Here is a 17058-nt window from a genome sequence, read left to right as displayed (position 1 = left end):
TTATGCGATTTTGTTATTTTAAATCGGCAATAGCTGCACCGAAATTCAAATGCAGTACCTGACCGTCAACAACCAGTGCCGGTACAGATTCAACTCCCGCTTTCTCCGCTTCCGCGATTCTTGAAGACTGCTCACCCAGATGCACAACTTCCACCTGGACTTTTGGATCTAGCAGACCTAACAGCGTTTGTTCAGCAGAAACACACACCGGGCAACCTGCGTGGTAATAACGAACGTTAGACATAATCACTTCCTCATTTTTGGTGTTGGCGATGAAATCCCCGCGAGGGCGGGCTCAGAATACGTTCAAGGTTTTCAGCGTTTGCAACAGTTGCTCGCAACCCGCTTGATTCAGTGGTGAAACCGGCAAACGGGGATCGCCCACTTCTAAACCGGTCAGGCGCAGCCCCGCTTTGATGGTGGCAGGCAAGCCGCCTTTCAAAATGAATTCCAGCAGCGGCAACTGGCGATAGAACAACTGACGCGCCTGCTCCAGATCGTTGTTTTGCACGGCGGCATAGAGATCGAGATTGAGCTGCGGAATCAGGTTTGGCGCAGCGGTGCACCAGCCTTTCGCGCCCGCGGTTAAGGCTTCCAGCGCCAGCGGATTGCTGCCGTTGTAGAACGGAATCTGCCCGTCACTGAGCTGATACAGCTTGTGCATACGCTGAATATCGCCGGTGCTCTCTTTCACCATGGTGACGTTATCTACCGCCTTCACGATCTTCATGATCAAACTGACCGACATGTCGATACCGCTGGTGGCCGGGTTGTTGTACAGCATGATCGGTACGCTGATACTTTCGCCAATCGCTTTGTAATGCGCGAGGATCTCGTCATCGCTCAGCTTCCAGTAAGACGCGGGCAACACCATCACCACATCCGCGCCTTGCGCTTCAGCAAAACGCGCGCGCTGTACAGCTTTGGCGGTGGTGAGATCTGAGACGCTGACTACGGTCGGTACGCGCCCCGCAACCCGCTTGATGCTAAACTCGCTGACCTGCTCCCACTCAGCATCGCTGAGGTAGGCCCCTTCGCCGGTGCTACCCAGTGGGGCGATAGCGTGTACGCCGCTTTCAATCATACGATCGATTGAAGTCCCAAGCGCTTTCAGGTCTGGTGCCAGGCCGCCTGCGGTAAAAGGCGTGATGGTGTATCCGATAATTCCATGCAGTGCAGATGAAGACATGGCTGTGCTCCCGTTTTTAATTTTTAGTTAAGGCAATCGTTGCTGCGACGTAGGATCTGGCGCGCAAAGTAGTTGAAAGCAGCGGTGTAGCGCTTCGGACGAGAAATCCAGTCGTGCGCCTCGCGACCTAATTCGGGTTTGATCGGTTTAATCGTGCCACTACTCATCGCCAGCAGTTGCAGACGCGCAGCACGTTCAATCAGTTCGGCTATAAAGCAGGCTTCTTCCACCGTCGCGCCGGTGGAAAGCTGTCCGTGATGTGACAGCAGCACGGCGCGCTTATCGCCCAGTGCACCCGCAATCAGGTCGCCTTCTTCGTTGCCGACAGGCACGCCCGGCCAGCCTTCAAGAAACGCGCAGTCGTCATACAGCGGGCAGAGATCCATGTGCGAAATCTGCAACGGGACTTCCAACATCGACAGCGCCGAAACGTGGGACGGATGGGTATGGATAATGCAATTCACATCAGGGCGTGCACGGTAAACCCAACTGTGAAAACGATTAGCCGGATTAGGCATGCCCTGCCCTTCGAGGATCTCCAAATCCTCATTCACCAGCAATAAGTTGCTGGCGGTGATCTCATCAAAGCCTAGCCCAAGCTGCTGGGTGTAGTACGTTCCTGGCTGTGGACCACGCGCGGTGATTTGGCCAGCCAGACCCGAATCATGTCCATGTTCAAACAAAATGCGGCAGGTAAGGGCCAGCTTTTCGCGAATGCTCCAGCTGTTGTCAGCCAGATTATCCTGCATCTGCTGGATCGCCTGACGCACCAGTTCGTCTTTAGAAATTTCTAATGTCTTAGGCATATTGGTATCCTGTGAAAATGGCAACACACATCAACGCGCTAGGGTTTTCGGACAGGAAAAGCATCGCGCCAGATGACACAAAACAACTTACATGACACAGTGTGTCATTGGCAATCGCATTGTTTGAAATTTGTTGGTGAAAATGAACATTCACATGAAAGTATTAAGAAAAAAGTTGGGCGTGAGCCTGGATGCGCTGGCGCTAAAAACCGGCATGACCAAAAGCTATCTGTCGAAAGTGGAACGCGGCTTGAGTAAACCCTCAATCGCCACCGCGCTTAAACTTTCACAGGCGCTCAACGTCAGCGTTGAAGAGTTGTTCTGCGTTGATGAGGCCGATCAACAGGCTTACAGCCTGGTGCGCGGTGACGATCGTCAGCGTTTAGCCAGTAATAGCGAAGGTGATGAATCGGCTTATGTGGTGCTGACCAAGCAAGTCGGTAAGCGCAAGCAACTCCCTTTCATGCTCTACCCCGATGCCGAATATTCCGGCAAAGCGTTTAAAGAACACTTCGGTGAAGAGTTTATGTTTGTACATAAAGGCACCATTGAAGTCGATTTTGACAATGAACTGATCACGCTGCACTGCGGCGATTCGCTGGCATTTCATGGTCAGAAACCGCACCGTATCCGCTCGCTGGGCGAAGTGCAGGCAGAGGTATTGGTGGTGATCAATACCGAAGAGTAACCCAATCTCGACATCACTCTCCCCTTCGTATCACGCACGCCCTGGCAGCGGCACACCGCTTGCGCGAGAGATCGCGCCGCTGCTGTAGATGCGTTCATCTCGCCATTCTGTAGGTTTTTCTCACTAAATTTTCAGGTTAGGTAAATTTTTGCTGTTGATCGCAGGAATCGAACAAAAACACTTCACATAATTAGCATCTGCTATATTGTATAGCACAAGCTATATTAAAGGGAGTTCACCATGTTGCGCCAACGCCTGTTACCTGCTGTGCTGCTAATGCTCTGTTTCAGCGCCCCTGTGTTTGCCGCGGAAAAACTCAAGGTCGTCACCACGTTCACTATCATTGCTGACATGGCCAGAAATGTGGCGGGGGATGCGGCGGAGGTCACGTCGATTACCAAACCCGGCGCGGAAATCCATGAGTATCAGCCCACGCCGGGGGATATTCGTCGTGCGCAGGGAGCAGATCTGATTTTGGTGAACGGCTTTAATCTTGAACTGTGGTTTAGTCGCTTCTATCAGCGTCTGAAAAATGTGCCTGAGGTGACGGTAACCGAGGGCATCCAACCCTTGGGCATCACCGAAGGGCCCTACAATGGAAAACCTAACCCGCATGCGTGGATGTCGCCGGATAATGCACTCATCTACGTCGATAACATTCGTAATGCGCTGCAAAAATACGATCCAGCAAACGCAGATATTTATCAGGCCAACGCCGAGCGCTATAAAGCGCAAATTCAGCAAACGCTGGCACCGATGCGCGCTGTCATTGATAAACTTCCGGAAAATCAACGCTGGCTAGTCACCAGTGAAGGTGCATTCTCTTACCTCGCCCGTGACCTGGGACTCAAAGAACTCTACCTTTGGCCAATTAATGCCGACCAACAAGGCACACCTCAGCAGGTGCGCAAAGTGATCGACGCGGTGAGAGCCAACCAGATCCCGACCATCTTCAGCGAGAGCACCATCTCAGCTAAACCAGCCGAACAGGTGGCACGTGAAGCAGGTATCCACTATGGCGGCGTGCTTTACGTCGATTCACTCAGCAACAGCGATGGACCGGTACCGACTTACCTTGATTTACTGCGCGTCACTACCGATACCGTGGCGAAAGGCATCACTGCTGGGAGCAAATCATGACCCTTAACGTGCTGGATGTCAGCGTGACCTATCGCAACGGCCACACCGCGTTGCGTCAGGCATCGTTTTCCGTGCCATCGGGCAGCATTGCCGCGCTGGTGGGCGTCAACGGTTCCGGAAAATCCACGCTGTTTAAAGCCATCATGGGCTTTGTGCCACTCTCAACGGGCAGCGTGACGCTGGCGGAGATGCCCGCCAAAGCCGCGCTGAAACGCAATATCGTCTCCTATGTTCCGCAATCCGAAGAGGTGGACTGGAGTTTTCCGGTGCTGGTGGAAGATGTGGTGATGATGGGCCGCTACGGCTACATGAACATGCTGCGTATTCCACGGGCCGCCGATAAACGCAGCGTGAATGAGGCGCTAACGCGGGTTGGCATGCTCGATTACCGCCATCGTCAGATTGGTGAATTGTCAGGCGGACAGAAAAAACGCGTCTTTCTGGCGCGCGCGCTGGCACAAAGCGGGCAAATTATCCTGCTGGACGAGCCCTTCACCGGCGTGGATGTCAAAACAGAAGCGGCGATTATCAGACTGTTGCAGGAATTGCGTGATGAAGGCCGCACGATGCTGGTTTCAACGCACGATCTCAACACCATCCCAGATTTTTGCGATCGCTGCGTATTGGTCAAAAACACCGTGCTGGCCAGCGGCCTGTTGGCCGACACTTTCACGGCGACCAATCTGGCGCGCACCTTTGATGGCGAATTACAGCAAAAAAACGCCGCATTACTCTTGAAGATAGGTGCACAGTCCGGAGCCAAGCATGTCGTGGATTATTGAGCCTTTTGGCTATCAGTACATGCTGAATGCCATGTGGATCGCCGCGCTGGTCGGGGCGATTTGTGCCTTCCTTTCCTGCTTTTTAATGCTAAAGGGTTGGTCGTTGATTGGTGATGCGCTGTCGCACTCAATCGTGCCGGGCGTAGCTGGCGCTTATATGCTGGGGCTTCCCTTCTCGCTGGGAGCCTTTCTCTCAGGCGGCCTCGCAGCAGGCAGCATGCTGTTTCTCAACCAGCGCACCCGTCTCAAAGAAGACGCCATCATCGGGCTGATCTTCTCCTCTTTCTTTGGCATCGGGCTTTTTCTGGTGTCGCTCAATCCGACATCCGTTAATATTCAAACTATTGTGCTGGGCAACATTCTGGCCGTTGCCCCCGCTGATATTTGGCAGCTCGGCACGATTGGTGTCATTACCCTGACGCTATTGCTGCTGAAGTGGAAAGATCTCATGGTGACCTTCTTCGATGAGAGCCACGCGCGTTCACTGGGCTTAAATACCACCGCGCTCAAGATTTTGTTCTTTACCCTGCTCGCGGCTTCTACGGTCGCAGCGCTGCAAACCGTCGGCGCTTTTATGGTGATTTGTCTGGTGGTCACCCCCGGCGCGACCGCTTATCTGCTGACCGACCGCTTTCCGCGATTGTTAATGATCGCCGTCGCCATTGGCAGCATCACCAGTTTTCTGGGTGCCTGGAGCAGCTATTTCCTCGACGGCGCCACCGGAGGCGTCATTGTGGTCGCGCAAACCTTGGTATTCCTGCTGGCCTTTACCTTTGCACCTAAGCATGGCGTGCTAGCCTCTCGGCGTCGTGCGCGCCAGGCTCAGGAGAATGAGCATCATGAGTGAGTTGTTATTAAGCCCATTCCAGTTCGAATTTATGAATATGGCACTGATTATTACGCTGCTGTTATCGCTGCCGTGCGCCATGCTTTCTGCTTTCCTGGTACTCAAAGGCTGGTCACTGCTGGGGGATGCGATGAGTCATGCAGTTTTCCCCGGTGTGGTGTTGGCGTGGTGGGTAGGCTTGCCCTATGCGATTGGCGCCTTTATCGCTGGCATGTTGTGTGCGCTCGCAACGGGATTTATCAGCCAGAATAGCCGCATTAAACCCGACACGGTGATGGGCATTGTATTCTCAGGCATGTTCGGTGCGGGATTGGTGCTCTATTTGAAACTGAAACCGGAAGTGCACCTCGACCATATCCTGTTCGGCGATATGCTGGGGATTGCCTGGTCTGACATCGTACAAACGGCGCTGATTGCGCTGCTGGTAGTGATTCTGCTGAGTATGAAATGGCGCGATCTGCTGCTGCATGCCTTTGATCCGCAACAGGCACGAGCCTGCGGCATCAATGGACATCTGATGCACTATGGGCTGTTGTGCTTGATCGCGCTGACCATTGTCGCTGCGCTGAAGTCAGTGGGCGTGATTTTGTCGATAGCAATGTTAATCGCTCCCGGCGCAATTGCGCTGTTACTGGCACGACGTTTTTTGCAGGTGATGCTGTTAGCGGTGTTAATCGCCACTCTGACAGGGTTGTGTGGCGTTTACGCCTCGTTCTTCCTCGATAGCGCGCCAGGTCCAACGATTGTGGTGCTATACAGCCTGTTGTTTGTCGGTACCTTTATTGGCGTGACATGGCGCGATCGGCAACGGCCTGTCAGGCACGCATAAAGGGACAGTTCGGCAGCGTTGAAATTTCTAGTCATCACAGACGATCTCACGGCTAATGCGGGGTAATTAAGCGCGTTTCGGTCGCTATTAATGGCGACCCAACATTGTTCGGTGCGATTTTCGTAGGGTGCGCATTCATGCGCACTGAGTTATAGACGCACTTTTTTGCTTAAGCGATCGGCAACAATCGTAGGGTCGTCATCTATGGCGACCGGGTCATATAAGGCGCTATATTGGCAGCTCCGATAACGATGTGAATCCTGCATGAAACTCACCCTCGATAATGATCTCACCGTGCGCAAGCTGCTCATTTTTGCCTGCTACATGGAAAGTGAAAACCTCGCCAGAGCCGCAGAAACCTTAGGCATCAGCACCGTCAGCGTACACCGTGCACTGCACACGCTGGAAGAGAGTCTGCGCTGCCCACTGTTTGAGCATAAAGGCCGCAACTTAGTGGCACTGCCAGCGGCCTGGACATTGCTGGAATACAGCCGCGAAGCACTGGCCACACTCAGTCAGGGTATCGATGAAACCCGGCGTACCGCGGGTATTGGGTTGGGTAATCTGCGTGTCGGCACGCTCTATTCGCTGTCACTGGAAACCGTGCCACGACTGATCATGAAAATGAAACTGCGCCGCCCAGAGTTAGAGTTGAACCTCACCATGGGTTCCAACGAGTTGTTGCTGCGCGCACTTAAAGATAACCAACTTGATGCCATCATCATTTCGGTCAGCGAAGCAGAGATTGATGACAAGGTATTTGAGCAAGTGGCGCTTTTTCAGGACGATATCTTCCTTGCCGTGCCGCCTGGTGACAGCACTCGCCAGCAGGATGACATAGACCTGCGAGTCTACAGCGACAAGCCCTTTGTCTCACTGGCGGAGGGATTTGCCACATTCGCCGGGTTTCAGGAAGCCTGCCACGTGGCAGGTTTCGAACCCAACATCATCACGCGCGTCAACGATATCTTCTCGATGTTAAGTCTGGTGCAGGCAGGTATGGGCTACTCATTGGTGCCGGGCAGGATGCGTAAACAATATGAGAACGACCTCTGTTTCCTGCGGCTGGCGGAGCCGTATCAAATGCGCCAGCACATCGCCATCGTATTTCCGCGCAACCGCGAACATGATCCAAACCTGTTGGCATTAGTGGCAGAAGGCCGCATGTTTGCGCTGAGTTTGCAGGAAAAAGCTCAGCGCGCGCTGGCGAGCCGCTGAAACAGACGCAGCGCCAATTCATCGCCGCTGCGTTCTAAGGCAAGGCACTCCCCCTGACACTGCACACTACGGGTCAATCCCGTGAGGACTTCACCGGGCGGCATCTCAATGACAAGACGCACCTCGCGTTCTCGCGCCGCCACCATCGCTTCATGCCAGCGCACACTGCGCGCCATGTTCATCGCTAAATCCTCCGCGATACGTTCCGGCTGCCAGATAACCCGTGCACTGCTGCCGCTCAAATAAGCCAGTTGCGGACGTTGCAAGGTGATGCGGTCGATTGCCGCTTTCAATTGCTGTGCTGGTTGATCGAGTAAAGCACAGTGGGAGGGTACGCTGATCGCCAGCCGATGCGCGCGTTGTGCCCCCTGCTCCAGCGCCTGCTGCGCGACGGCTGCCATTGCCGCATCGCTACCGGCAATCACAATCTGTGTTTCGGCGTTAATGTTGGCAATGAAGCTGGTGCGATTATCCACCAGGGTTTCCATCTGTGCGAGGTTTAGGCCGCTGATGGCGGTTAAACCATAGCCTTGTGGATAGGCTTGCTCCATCAACTCCCCGCGTAGCGCCACCAGTTGCAGTGCGTCGGCAAAATCCAGCGCACCGGCGATCACCGCCGCAGGGTAAGCACCGATGGACAACCCACACACTATGTCGGGCTGCACGCCGTGATGGATCAGCTGTCGTCCAGCCGATACCGCAGCGATTAACAGAGCCAACTGTACCGCGCGAGTGTGTTGCAGCGCGGCGGCGGAATCCAGTTGGGTTAATTCCTCCCCCAGCACCGCCTGCGCCACCTGCCAGGTTGCATCTCGCGGTATGTGTTGCAACATGCCCACACGCTGCGTGCCTTGGCCGGGAAAGGTGAACAAGGTTTTCATCGATTTTCCTCCGTCCAGGGAAGATCGGTCAGTCGCGGGCCATGGGCCGTTTTTAGTAACACCCGCCCGCTGCGTAACCATTCGTTAAGAGCAAAAGCGCCGTAAGGCGTTTCTATCTGCGTATCTGCACGGCAAGGTAACTGGAGCAGTTGCTGCTGCCACACTGTCAATTCATCGGGATGGAGCGGCTGTGGTGCGCGAATAAGCAAATCGAGATCGCTCTCCGCGTGCAGCACCGGCAATGACGTTGCCAAGGCAAAACCGGTGCTCCCCGTCACCCCCCACTGCCACGACCAGCGCTGCTGTTGCAGTTGATGCAGCGCCTGCACCGTGGGCAAAGCGTAAAAACGATGTGTTGCCGCGCGCGCAACCAGGTCCTCTGGCGCATCAATGCGCGCCACATCCTGCATGCGCACCCAGCCCGCCGCGCGTTGATGGCGCGCCTCCCCGCGTACGCCAATCGGAACCGTGCCCTGCTGAACGACATCACGCCGCACCACCACCGGCTGTTGCGGCGACCACTGCTGCACGACCCAGCTCTCCTTTATAGCAAGCAGTGTTGCGTCAGCGTGGAGCCAGAGCAGATCGTGTGGGCGGATATTCATGTTCAAATTCCTGCAGTTAAGCTAATAAACAGGGGCAGTGACAGAATCGACAGCAGCGAACTCAGTAACAGCACCGCTTCAGCATCCGGTGACTGAACTCCAAAGCGATTGCCAAACACTACACCAAAGAAACCCGCCGACAACGCAATCATCAGAATTGCGGTGATGGCCACCGTGCCGTGCAAGCCAAACAGCAGCACAATGCCCCATGCCAGCGCGGGCTGAATCAGCAGTTTGGTGACGGTTGAGCTGATCACCATGCTGTTGATTTTCAGCTGTCGTGCCGAGAGGATAACCCCAGTCAGGAACAGTGCGGCAGCGGTCGCCGCCAGGCCCAGCGGTTTAATCGCGGCCAGCACCAAATCCGGCATTTTAATGCCAATCGCCGACAGCACCACGCCGAGCAGAGGTCCCCAAACAATCGGTTTTTTCACCGAACGCCACATTAACACCGGTAACATGGCCAGGGTTGAGCGTTGTGTTTCCCCCGCGCTGCGCGCTTTTTCTCGTTCCAAAATCAGCAGGCAGAAGGGTGTCATCAGCACCGAACCGCAGGCGATCGAGACCGCCACAGAGAGTGATGTCGCAGAACCTTCTCCCACCACGCTGCCAAGGATCGGCAGACCCAATGCCGCATAGTTGGGCAGCGCTACGGTCAACGTCAGTACTGCCGCGTCCTGCGGAGACTTGTTGAATAGCTTGGTGGCGACAAAATAGAGCACCGCGTAAGCAATCCACATCGCTAAGGTTAATACCGCAATCAGCGGCATTTGCGCCACTATCCCGCTCCAGGGGGTTTGTACCGTCGCGCTAAACAACGCGGCGGGTAAGGCAAAATCCATAACGAAGATATTGAGTAAAGAGACATTTTTGTTATCAACCATTTTGGCTTTGCCCGCCCAAACCCCCAGCAACATAACAATAAAGATCGGGGCAAGCGCATGCAGAATCACGTAAGTCATAAATCACCTGTTTGTTATTAAAAGAGTGAGTACTGACGCGATGGTGTTGAATTTATCAGTTGCCGCAGAGGCCGGACGCCGCGTGCGCCCGGTATACTGACAGCCGGCAGGTTGATTTAATACTGTTTATTATTATGGTGTTACCAACTTGCGCGCAGACGCTCGCGCACCAGTGCTGAGCTGCGGCGATTCGGCGCCGCCAACCGTGAACCTCTGCCTGGCACACGACGCGTATCGTCAATCGCTTCCGCTAAAGTGGTTCTGACGCGCACAACCTCCTCCGCTGCGGGGGCATCCGGATTCGCAATATCCAGTAGCGACGACAGCAGCCCCAAGGAGGCGTAATTGCCGATGTCATACGCCATGGGCGGCACGCTGGCGGCCAGTTGCTCCAACGCCTCCACGGTACGTAAAGTGATACGCGCGGCAGAGTCTTTGCCCATGGCGTGCACCTGCACGGCGGGATCGTTAAAAGCGATCAGTCGGTTGGCCTGATAGCCGTGCGCGAGGAAAGCGCCAGACATGGCTTTACCAACGATCAGTCCAATCACCGGATGCCCAGCCAGGCGCGCTTGCGCATAAGCACCTGCTGCACCCGCCAAAGCCTGGTGAATACCGAAACCCTCTTCCCGGCGGCCATAGGCCTGACTGGGTACGTCAATCACCGCGATAATGGGGCGTTTAACGGCACTTGCGGCGTCCTCAGCCAATGTTTCCTGCACCACTTTTGCCAAGGTCCAGCCTTCCAACAATCCCACTTCACCTTTGGCAGCGCGCGGATAACGGTTGTTGGCATCGGGTACCACAGCAATAAAACGCGCGATTTCTCCATTGAGATCGGCATCCGCAACCTGTACTGAAGGGCAGAGCCCTTCTCGACGAGCCGCATTAGCGGTCAAATGATTGAGCCATAGCTCACCACGACTGACAGGTGCGCTCATGATTTCACCTCCGGAGCAAAAAGCTGATGAATAGTGGCCGTGCTGGCCTGTTGTGCGGTATCGAAGTGGCTTAAGCGATCAAGATAGAAGGCGTAATTTTCGCTGCGATGCTGAGCGGGCACGCCCCGTGCTAGCGCATCATCAACGGCACGCTTCACGGCTTGCACACCATCATTGACCAGCGCATCGACCAGCCCGCTTTGATAGCGAATCTCGCCGCCGGTCATGCTCCAGATAAACGGACGATTGCGTGAGTCATACTCATCAATGCCGGCTTCCTGTTCGATCACCTGCGGGCCATTGAGTCCCAGGCGTGCTTCACGCGTCACAATCAAATGGCTGCAAAGTGCGGCAGCAATCGACATGCCGCCAAAGCAACCTACGGTGCCGGCAATAATGCCGATCACCGGGGTGTACTGGCGCAGGTCGACAATGGCTGCGTGAATATCTGCAATCGCCGCCAGACCGAGATTAGCTTCCTGCAAGCGCACGCCTCCGGTTTCCAGACACAAAATGGCTTGTGTTGGCACGCCATTGCGGTTGTCTTCAGCCGCCAGTTCCAATGCACCGGCCATCTTCGCGCCAGACACTTCGCCCATACTGCCGCCCTGGAAGGTGCCTTCAATGGCGATCACGACGGTCGGCTGACCCTTGAGCGTGCCTTTCATCACCACCATGCCGTCATCGGCCTGCGGCACAATGCCCTGTGTCTCCAACCAAGGTGACATCACACCCTCAAAGGGATCGAGCAGTTCACGGGCGCTGCCGCTGTCGAGCAAAGCCAGTGCGCGCTGGCGGGCGCGTAATTCAATAAAGCTGCTGTCATCACGCATGATTCACCTCCTCAAACACCTGCTCGATACGGATACGTGCCACACCCGGCGTGGCACCAAAATCATGAATCTGTAGCTGACCGGCTGGCAGTTCCGTTAACTCGCTCAGGCGGCTAAACAGTGCATCCCAGCGCGCTTTGCTGTTATCAACCGATGTCGTGATGGTTACGTTCAACGCGCCGCTGTTATCTGCGCGATAAAGCACTTCCATATCTCCCGAGCCCACCACGCCAGCCAGCGCTTGACCGCTAAGCGTGCGACGTGCCGGGTAAGACAACGTTATCTTTTCCATAGCAACCTCTTAATCAATGAGTGGCGATGCTGACAGGCGGTCGATAAACAGCGTGGCGGCGAGTAAATCAGCCGCGCCGCCTGGCGACGCATTTAGCGCCAGCATCGCGCTATCCAATTGTTCTAATGCCTCGCGACCCGCTACCTGCGCGACGCCCCCCGCTTGCAGTACTGCATGAGCACCGCGCTGCATGCTGTGCATTCCTTCCAGCCCCGCGCGGTTCAGTACGCAGGTATCCGAGAGTGACGTCATGATGGCCATCAGCGCATCCAGTCGCGCCGCTTCTTCTTCAGATCCTGCGTGACGGCTGCGCTGCAGTTGCGGCAGCCCCAGTTGAGTGATGTGCGGAAAGCCTTGTTGCGCCTCTTCACGCGCGCCCGGAACCTGAAAACGATGCACCGCACGGAGCCCCTTGCTGAAGGTTTTCGGCGCCGCGCGATCGGGCAAACGTGCCAGTTCGGCGGCGGTGGCACAGAGCGAGGCACTGTTCGCATCACCGCCCAGCATCGCCGCCGCACTCACCAGCAGGCCCAAGGCCCAAATGGCGCCGCGATGCGTGTTAACACCGCCCGTTGCCGCCATCATCTGACATTCACCTTCGCGTCCGAGTTGGCCAATCGTTTCACGCAGTGCCACATCAGCAGGGCGTAACCAGCTCTGCTGTGCCAAGGCTAAGAAAGTGGGCGTCAGGCTGCGAGCTGAAGCTTCCATCAGTGCCAACGTCAGGTCCTGATGTGCGCCGTTGCCGCGACGATCCACCAGTCCGGGTTTGGGCGTCAGGTTCACTTCTTCAATCAAGCAATCTGTGGCGTGCTGGGCCAGTTGGTGCAGATGTCTTTCAACCGATTGCGGGGCGAGTCGTTTCATTACCAGCTCCGGAATTTTGCCGGTGGGTTATAAAGGCCATCAGACCATTCGACCAGATCGGCCACGCTACCGGCCGCTAGCAACGAACGGGTGGCATCAGAGCGGCGAATGCCGAGATCTTCCGGGAACACCACTTTGCCGCTGCAACGCAGTTCGGCGACACGTTTGGCATCGACACCTAACCCGATATCGGTGATACCGGCCACGGCGGCCACCATCGCCCGGCGTTCTTCGAGATCCTGGGCACGATAGAGGTAGGCAATGCCCTCTTCCGTCAGCACATGGGTGACGTCGTCGCCGTAGATCATCACCGGTGCCAGTGGCATCCCGGCATTTTTTGCGACCTCAATGGCATCGAGTTTTTCGACAAAAGTCGGCTTCACGCCCGCCTGGAAGGTTTCCACCATCTGCACCACCAGCTTGCGTCCACGCGTCATGGCATCATCGCCATTCTTCATTGCCAGCCAGGCCGCAGAGGCATGTCGGCGGCCATGCGGATCGTGGCCCATATTCGGTGCACCACCGAAGCCAGAGAGGCGACCCCGGGTGACGGTAGAGGAGTTTGCTAGCCCATCAATCTGCAGCGTCGAGCCGATAAACATGTCAACCGCGTACTGCCCTGCCAGCTGGCACATAGCACGGTTGGATCGCATCGAACCGTCCGAGCCGGTGAAGAAGATGTCCGGACGTGCGCGGATATACTCTTCCATCCCCAACTCACCGCCGAAGCAGTGCACGCTCTCTACCCAGCCGCTTTCAATCGCCGGGATCAGCGTGGGATGCGGGTTCAGCGTCCAGTGTTTGCAGATTTTGCCTTTCAGACCGAGCTGTTCACCGTAGGTCGGCAGCAACAGTTCGATGGCGGCGGTGTTAAAACCGATACCGTGGTTAAGTGATTGCACTTGATGCTCGGCGTAGATGCCTTTGATGGCCATCATCGCCATCAGAATATGCTCTTGCTTAATCAAGCGAGGGTCGCGAGTAAACAGCGGCTCGATAAAGAAGGGCTTATCGGCAACCACCACGTAATCAATCCACGAGCCGGGAATATCGACGCGCGGTAAATCACACTCATCATCGACCAGTTCGTTAACCTGGGCGATAACAATTCCGTCATGGAAAGCCGCGGCCTCGACTAATGCAGGGGTGTCTTCGGTGCTCGGACCGGTATAGAGATTGCCTTTACGGTCGGCTTTGTAACCGGCAATCAGTGCAACGTTGGGTGCCAGATCGACATAAAGACGGGAGTAGAGTTCGATATAGGTATGAATGGCGCCGATTTCCAGCTGATCATCTTCCAGCAGCTGCGAAATGCGCAAACTTTGCGTACCGGAAAAGGAGAAATCGAGTTTACGGGCGATGCCTTTTTCGAAGATGTCGAGATGTTCACTGCGTCCAACGCTCGGCATGATCATATGCAGGTGGTTTACTTTTTGCGGGTTAACCTGTGCCAGCATGCGAGAGAGAAAATCGGCCTGTTTCTGGTTGTTACCTTCCAGCACTACGCGGTCACCCGGTGAAATAAGCCGTTCCAGCATCTCAACCATTTGATCGGTGGGTAACACTTTTCCCTGCACCGACAAAGACGCCTGCCGCCGCTGTTTTTCCGTGCGGCGCGTATTCCACACTCGCGCCCCTTTTTGTCCTGATGACATGACTAACCTCCTGAATGAGCGAATCGCTTGATTACGTCAACGCAGGAAAGTGTGGTCTTTGGTGGTGATCTCATCAATCAACCTCAAGGGCTGATCGTTAGCCTGAGAGTAATGATTGAGGTGAGAGAATTTTGCGGTCGATCAACGATTGGCAGGGAAATTTGTGAGCAATAAAAAGGGCACCTGATGAGGTGCCCATGATTGTCTGGCAGCTGGTCAGTTGGAATGCATGTATAGCAGGCGCTTAATCAACCTATTACGCATGACATGTTTAGCGTCTGCTAGACGGTGTCAACTTCGGTCGCGGCAGGCTGACCTTTCGACGGTTGTGGAAGCGTTTTTTCTTTTTACTGTGGACGATGGCATAAACAGAATAAATAACAATCAAACATAAAATAAGCGACAAGCCTAATAAATTCACAGCAGACATAAGCAGCCTTATTATTTTGTGACAATACCTTTAGCAATATAGATTAATGCGCGCTCTGAAAAAGCACTCTTAATATGTAATCGCCGTTTGCAGTAGGAAAAATTATTTTTAATGGTTGAGCGACTGCGCTGCATCAGCAATGCGATATCTTCAATCTCCAGCCCAAGGGATTTCATATAAATGATCTGCAAACTTTGCAATGACAACTTAACCGGACGATTGTCATGCATGATTACCGCACTCATGATATAGCACATTAATTCATTGAGCGGCACGCATAGCGAGACGAAATGGATACCTTGATATATTTCAAAGCTCTCCTTGTCACTGGTCAGCACAAAAATATGGGCACTGTCGCCATACATTTTTCGCAATCTGAAGACATCTGATACTTTGGTTTCAAGCGAAGTCGAACAGGCGTTAACGATGATGATGCTGGATTGATGCTGCTGCGGAAACCTCGCCATCATTGTTTCTGACAAACCGAGTGTCGTGAATCGGCAATCAGAGTAAACAATGAGCGAGGTTAAACCAATATGGAATACCCTGGCGTTTTTGAGTGGCACAATAATACCCAGACCAAGCTTTTTCGCTTAGAAATTATTATTTAGTATATTGCTGCTATGTAGTTTTTTAACCTTACACCCATAACAATAAAAAATGCATGGGTATTTCAATTTAATTTCAATCTCCTGACGAAAATCTTACGCCACCCATTTATACCACTCCTCCCTTGTCTGTATCATCCGCTCTTTACTTCTGCACCGTGATTAAGTTAAAACTTGAAACCATTTCCTTCAATGTTATCAGTGCAAATTTAAGTGAATGTAGACATTAATGAGGCTCCATAAAAGCAGGCAACTCCGGCACGGGCAATACCGATAATACTTTTAAACGCTGAAGCGTTCTTATTTGCGCGCGTTCAAGGTGATCTCGTAAACAAGCAGCAGCCAGATCCCAGTTTCCTTTCAACAACATCTCATACACCAGGCAATGCTCTTCTAACATGGCGGTTTCAACGGGGATCGCCAACAGATCGTAAAAAATCCGCGTCACGATAAAGGGAGACTGATTCTGTCGTAGAATTTGCATCATCAACTTATTACCGGCGGGTTCAAGACAGCGAACATGCAAGTCTTCTTCTAACCATTCCAGCTCGGCGGCAGTCAGCTGTTTGCCTTTATATTTTTGCGTTTTTTCCAGCGACGCCGTGAGCCAATCCACCGCAAGATGTTGGCCCGCTTTACGTAAAGCCGTGGGTTCCAGACTGGCGCGAATTTCAAAGTGGTCAGCTATTTCACGCGCCGTTAGCGGACCGGTCAACCACTGTGAGTAAGGCTCCTTCTCTACTAAACCTTTATCGCGCAGGCGCATTAAACTCTCTCGAATGACTGAACGGCTAATGTTGTAATGCTGCGCTGCCTTTTGCTCATCGACCTGATAACAACCAAAAACCATGGCGGTGGAGAGTACAATTTGCAGATTTTCCAGCACCTTCTCACCGCTGCTGCGGGTATCAACCAACTCCTGTTGTTCATCAAGACCAAACAGTTCTCGTGTCAGGGCGATGCGAATCGGCTCCACCGTTTCTGCATCCTGCGCCACAATGAAGCCGCGCCCTTCAAAACGAGCAATCAATCCCTCTTCATGCAACAGGCTCAGTGCGCGCCGAACCGGCACTCGGCTGGTACCAAATAACTGGGCTAACGGCCCTTCAAGCAAAACCAGACCTTGCGGGATACGCTGCTGCAACAAGATGTTATGTAAAACCTGGCGAATGATTTCATAACGCGCAGAACCGGTTTCTTCCTTCACCGCCTGAGCGCTGTTCATGCGTATTGTCATAATTGGGGTCCTGTGTTCATCCAGCTACATTATCACAACTCACTAATAGGCGAAGCCGACTCCCGATGAAGCACAGTAATAGTGCACGCTGCACAATAACGGATCATTAAGATAAATATACATTTAAAATAAATCCGCAGATTTTCAACAACAACGCAGAATCAAAAACCCGCCTACGCAATAACCCACTGAATTTGCATGATTTAATCATTTATTAAACATAAAGATCACATTTCCACCACTTTCCA

At 53.8% G+C, this 17058-nt stretch carries 19 protein-coding genes; 6 read left to right on the top strand and 13 right to left on the bottom strand.

The features are described 5' to 3' along the window. Positions 1 to 13: 13 nt before the first annotated feature. From F3J38_RS01880 to F3J38_RS01870, 3 genes are read right to left on the bottom strand one after another with little or no spacing between them, the layout of a single operon-like run. Positions 14 to 244 carry a glutaredoxin family protein gene (locus F3J38_RS01880; protein WP_167134584.1) on the bottom strand — a complete coding sequence of 77 codons (231 nt, stop codon included), beginning with the start codon at positions 242 to 244 and terminating at the stop codon, positions 14 to 16. A 51-nt stretch (positions 245 to 295) separates the two neighbouring features. Next, positions 296 to 1189, bottom strand: a complete 894-nt coding sequence (locus tag F3J38_RS01875) for a dihydrodipicolinate synthase family protein (RefSeq protein WP_167134582.1) — start codon at positions 1187 to 1189, stop codon at positions 296 to 298. 23 nt (positions 1190 to 1212) lie between these two features. Continuing rightward, positions 1213 to 1995: an aldolase gene (locus F3J38_RS01870; protein ID WP_084931795.1), complete on the bottom strand. Its 783-nt coding sequence runs from the start codon at positions 1993 to 1995 to the stop codon at positions 1213 to 1215. Between the two features lie 154 nt (positions 1996 to 2149). Between F3J38_RS01870 and F3J38_RS01865 the strand changes: the two genes are divergently transcribed. The 6 genes from F3J38_RS01865 to F3J38_RS01840 all read left to right on the top strand — a co-directional run bounded on the left by F3J38_RS01865 (position 2150) and on the right by F3J38_RS01840 (position 7499). Then, a complete protein-coding gene (locus F3J38_RS01865; protein WP_240155870.1) occupies positions 2150 to 2683 on the top strand; it encodes a helix-turn-helix domain-containing protein in 534 nt (177 codons plus the stop codon). A 276-nt stretch (positions 2684 to 2959) separates the two neighbouring features. After that, positions 2960 to 3823 carry a metal ABC transporter substrate-binding protein gene (locus F3J38_RS01860; protein WP_240155895.1) on the top strand — a complete coding sequence of 288 codons (864 nt, stop codon included), beginning with the start codon at positions 2960 to 2962 and terminating at the stop codon, positions 3821 to 3823. Next, entirely contained in the window at positions 3820 to 4605 is a 786-nt protein-coding gene (locus tag F3J38_RS01855) for a manganese/iron ABC transporter ATP-binding protein (protein WP_167134576.1), read from the top strand. The genes F3J38_RS01860 and F3J38_RS01855 overlap by 4 nt, the downstream gene beginning before the upstream one ends. Continuing rightward, positions 4589 to 5452 carry an iron/manganese ABC transporter permease subunit SitC gene (gene sitC, locus F3J38_RS01850; RefSeq protein ID WP_167134574.1) on the top strand — a complete coding sequence of 288 codons (864 nt, stop codon included), beginning with the start codon at positions 4589 to 4591 and terminating at the stop codon, positions 5450 to 5452. Before F3J38_RS01855 ends, sitC begins: the two co-directional genes overlap by 17 nt. Further along, positions 5442 to 6281, top strand: a complete 840-nt coding sequence (locus F3J38_RS01845; RefSeq protein WP_370661716.1) for a metal ABC transporter permease — start codon at positions 5442 to 5444, stop codon at positions 6279 to 6281. Before sitC ends, F3J38_RS01845 begins: the two co-directional genes overlap by 11 nt. A gap of 264 nt (positions 6282 to 6545) precedes the next feature. Next, positions 6546 to 7499 carry a LysR family transcriptional regulator gene (locus F3J38_RS01840; RefSeq protein WP_167134570.1) on the top strand — a complete coding sequence of 318 codons (954 nt, stop codon included), beginning with the start codon at positions 6546 to 6548 and terminating at the stop codon, positions 7497 to 7499. Here the strand turns inward: F3J38_RS01840 and mdcH are convergent. The 10 genes from mdcH to F3J38_RS01790 all read right to left on the bottom strand — a co-directional run bounded on the left by mdcH (position 7475) and on the right by F3J38_RS01790 (position 16810). Then, complete coding sequence (gene mdcH, locus F3J38_RS01835; RefSeq protein WP_167134568.1) at positions 7475 to 8380, bottom strand: malonate decarboxylase subunit epsilon; 906 nt, start codon at positions 8378 to 8380, stop codon at positions 7475 to 7477. The genes F3J38_RS01840 and mdcH overlap by 25 nt on opposite strands. Next, positions 8377 to 8991 (bottom strand): malonate decarboxylase holo-ACP synthase, encoded by a 615-nt coding sequence (locus F3J38_RS01830; protein WP_167134566.1) that lies wholly within the window; start codon positions 8989 to 8991, stop codon positions 8377 to 8379. The genes mdcH and F3J38_RS01830 overlap by 4 nt, the downstream gene beginning before the upstream one ends. After that, complete coding sequence (locus tag F3J38_RS01825) at positions 8988 to 9947, bottom strand: AEC family transporter (protein WP_167134564.1); 960 nt, start codon at positions 9945 to 9947, stop codon at positions 8988 to 8990. Before F3J38_RS01825 ends, F3J38_RS01830 begins: the two co-directional genes overlap by 4 nt. Positions 9948 to 10087: 140 nt before the next feature. Beyond that, positions 10088 to 10888, bottom strand: coding sequence for a biotin-independent malonate decarboxylase subunit gamma (mdcE, locus tag F3J38_RS01820; RefSeq protein ID WP_167134562.1), 801 nt, complete (start codon positions 10886 to 10888; stop codon positions 10088 to 10090). Continuing rightward, complete coding sequence (locus tag F3J38_RS01815; protein ID WP_167134560.1) at positions 10885 to 11721, bottom strand: biotin-independent malonate decarboxylase subunit beta; 837 nt, start codon at positions 11719 to 11721, stop codon at positions 10885 to 10887. Before F3J38_RS01815 ends, mdcE begins: the two co-directional genes overlap by 4 nt. Further along, a complete protein-coding gene (mdcC, locus tag F3J38_RS01810) occupies positions 11714 to 12013 on the bottom strand; it encodes a malonate decarboxylase acyl carrier protein (RefSeq protein ID WP_084931805.1) in 300 nt (99 codons plus the stop codon). The genes F3J38_RS01815 and mdcC overlap by 8 nt, the downstream gene beginning before the upstream one ends. A gap of 9 nt (positions 12014 to 12022) precedes the next feature. Next, positions 12023 to 12880: a triphosphoribosyl-dephospho-CoA synthase gene (locus F3J38_RS01805; RefSeq protein WP_167134558.1), complete on the bottom strand. Its 858-nt coding sequence runs from the start codon at positions 12878 to 12880 to the stop codon at positions 12023 to 12025. Further along, complete coding sequence (mdcA, locus tag F3J38_RS01800) at positions 12880 to 14535, bottom strand: malonate decarboxylase subunit alpha (protein WP_167134556.1); 1656 nt, start codon at positions 14533 to 14535, stop codon at positions 12880 to 12882. Before mdcA ends, F3J38_RS01805 begins: the two co-directional genes overlap by 1 nt. A gap of 441 nt (positions 14536 to 14976) precedes the next feature. Then, positions 14977 to 15531: a hypothetical protein gene (locus F3J38_RS01795; protein ID WP_167134554.1), complete on the bottom strand. Its 555-nt coding sequence runs from the start codon at positions 15529 to 15531 to the stop codon at positions 14977 to 14979. 268 nt (positions 15532 to 15799) lie between these two features. Further along, positions 15800 to 16810 (bottom strand): GntR family transcriptional regulator, encoded by a 1011-nt coding sequence (locus F3J38_RS01790; protein WP_167134552.1) that lies wholly within the window; start codon positions 16808 to 16810, stop codon positions 15800 to 15802. Between the last annotated feature and the right edge of the window lie 248 nt (positions 16811 to 17058).

The organism is Candidatus Pantoea formicae (genome assembly GCF_011752625.1).
Classification (GTDB): Bacteria; Pseudomonadota; Gammaproteobacteria; order Enterobacterales; family Enterobacteriaceae; genus Pantoea; species Pantoea formicae.
Note: the sequence above shows the minus strand (reverse complement) of the source record. Positions and strands in the feature narration are given on the sequence as shown.

Excerpts from the sequence above, each read along its gene's own strand:
- F3J38_RS01880 (WP_167134584.1), bottom strand. The coding sequence starts at position 244 with ATGTCTAACGTTCGTTATTACCACGCAGGTTGCCCGGTGTGTGTTTCT.
- F3J38_RS01875 (WP_167134582.1), bottom strand. The coding sequence starts at position 1,189 with ATGTCTTCATCTGCACTGCATGGAATTATCGGATACACCATCACGCCT.
- F3J38_RS01870 (WP_084931795.1), bottom strand. The coding sequence starts at position 1,995 with ATGCCTAAGACATTAGAAATTTCTAAAGACGAACTGGTGCGTCAGGCG.
- F3J38_RS01865 (WP_240155870.1), top strand. The coding sequence starts at position 2,150 with ATGAAAGTATTAAGAAAAAAGTTGGGCGTGAGCCTGGATGCGCTGGCG.
- F3J38_RS01860 (WP_240155895.1), top strand. The coding sequence starts at position 2,960 with ATGCTCTGTTTCAGCGCCCCTGTGTTTGCCGCGGAAAAACTCAAGGTC.
- F3J38_RS01855 (WP_167134576.1), top strand. The coding sequence starts at position 3,820 with ATGACCCTTAACGTGCTGGATGTCAGCGTGACCTATCGCAACGGCCAC.
- sitC (WP_167134574.1), top strand. The coding sequence starts at position 4,589 with ATGTCGTGGATTATTGAGCCTTTTGGCTATCAGTACATGCTGAATGCC.
- F3J38_RS01840 (WP_167134570.1), top strand. The coding sequence starts at position 6,546 with ATGAAACTCACCCTCGATAATGATCTCACCGTGCGCAAGCTGCTCATT.
- mdcH (WP_167134568.1), bottom strand. The coding sequence starts at position 8,380 with ATGAAAACCTTGTTCACCTTTCCCGGCCAAGGCACGCAGCGTGTGGGC.
- F3J38_RS01825 (WP_167134564.1), bottom strand. The coding sequence starts at position 9,947 with ATGACTTACGTGATTCTGCATGCGCTTGCCCCGATCTTTATTGTTATG.
- mdcE (WP_167134562.1), bottom strand. The coding sequence starts at position 10,888 with ATGAGCGCACCTGTCAGTCGTGGTGAGCTATGGCTCAATCATTTGACC.
- F3J38_RS01815 (WP_167134560.1), bottom strand. The coding sequence starts at position 11,721 with ATGCGTGATGACAGCAGCTTTATTGAATTACGCGCCCGCCAGCGCGCA.
- mdcC (WP_084931805.1), bottom strand. The coding sequence starts at position 12,013 with ATGGAAAAGATAACGTTGTCTTACCCGGCACGTCGCACGCTTAGCGGT.
- F3J38_RS01805 (WP_167134558.1), bottom strand. The coding sequence starts at position 12,880 with ATGAAACGACTCGCCCCGCAATCGGTTGAAAGACATCTGCACCAACTG.
- mdcA (WP_167134556.1), bottom strand. The coding sequence starts at position 14,535 with ATGTCATCAGGACAAAAAGGGGCGCGAGTGTGGAATACGCGCCGCACG.
- F3J38_RS01790 (WP_167134552.1), bottom strand. The coding sequence starts at position 16,810 with ATGACAATACGCATGAACAGCGCTCAGGCGGTGAAGGAAGAAACCGGT.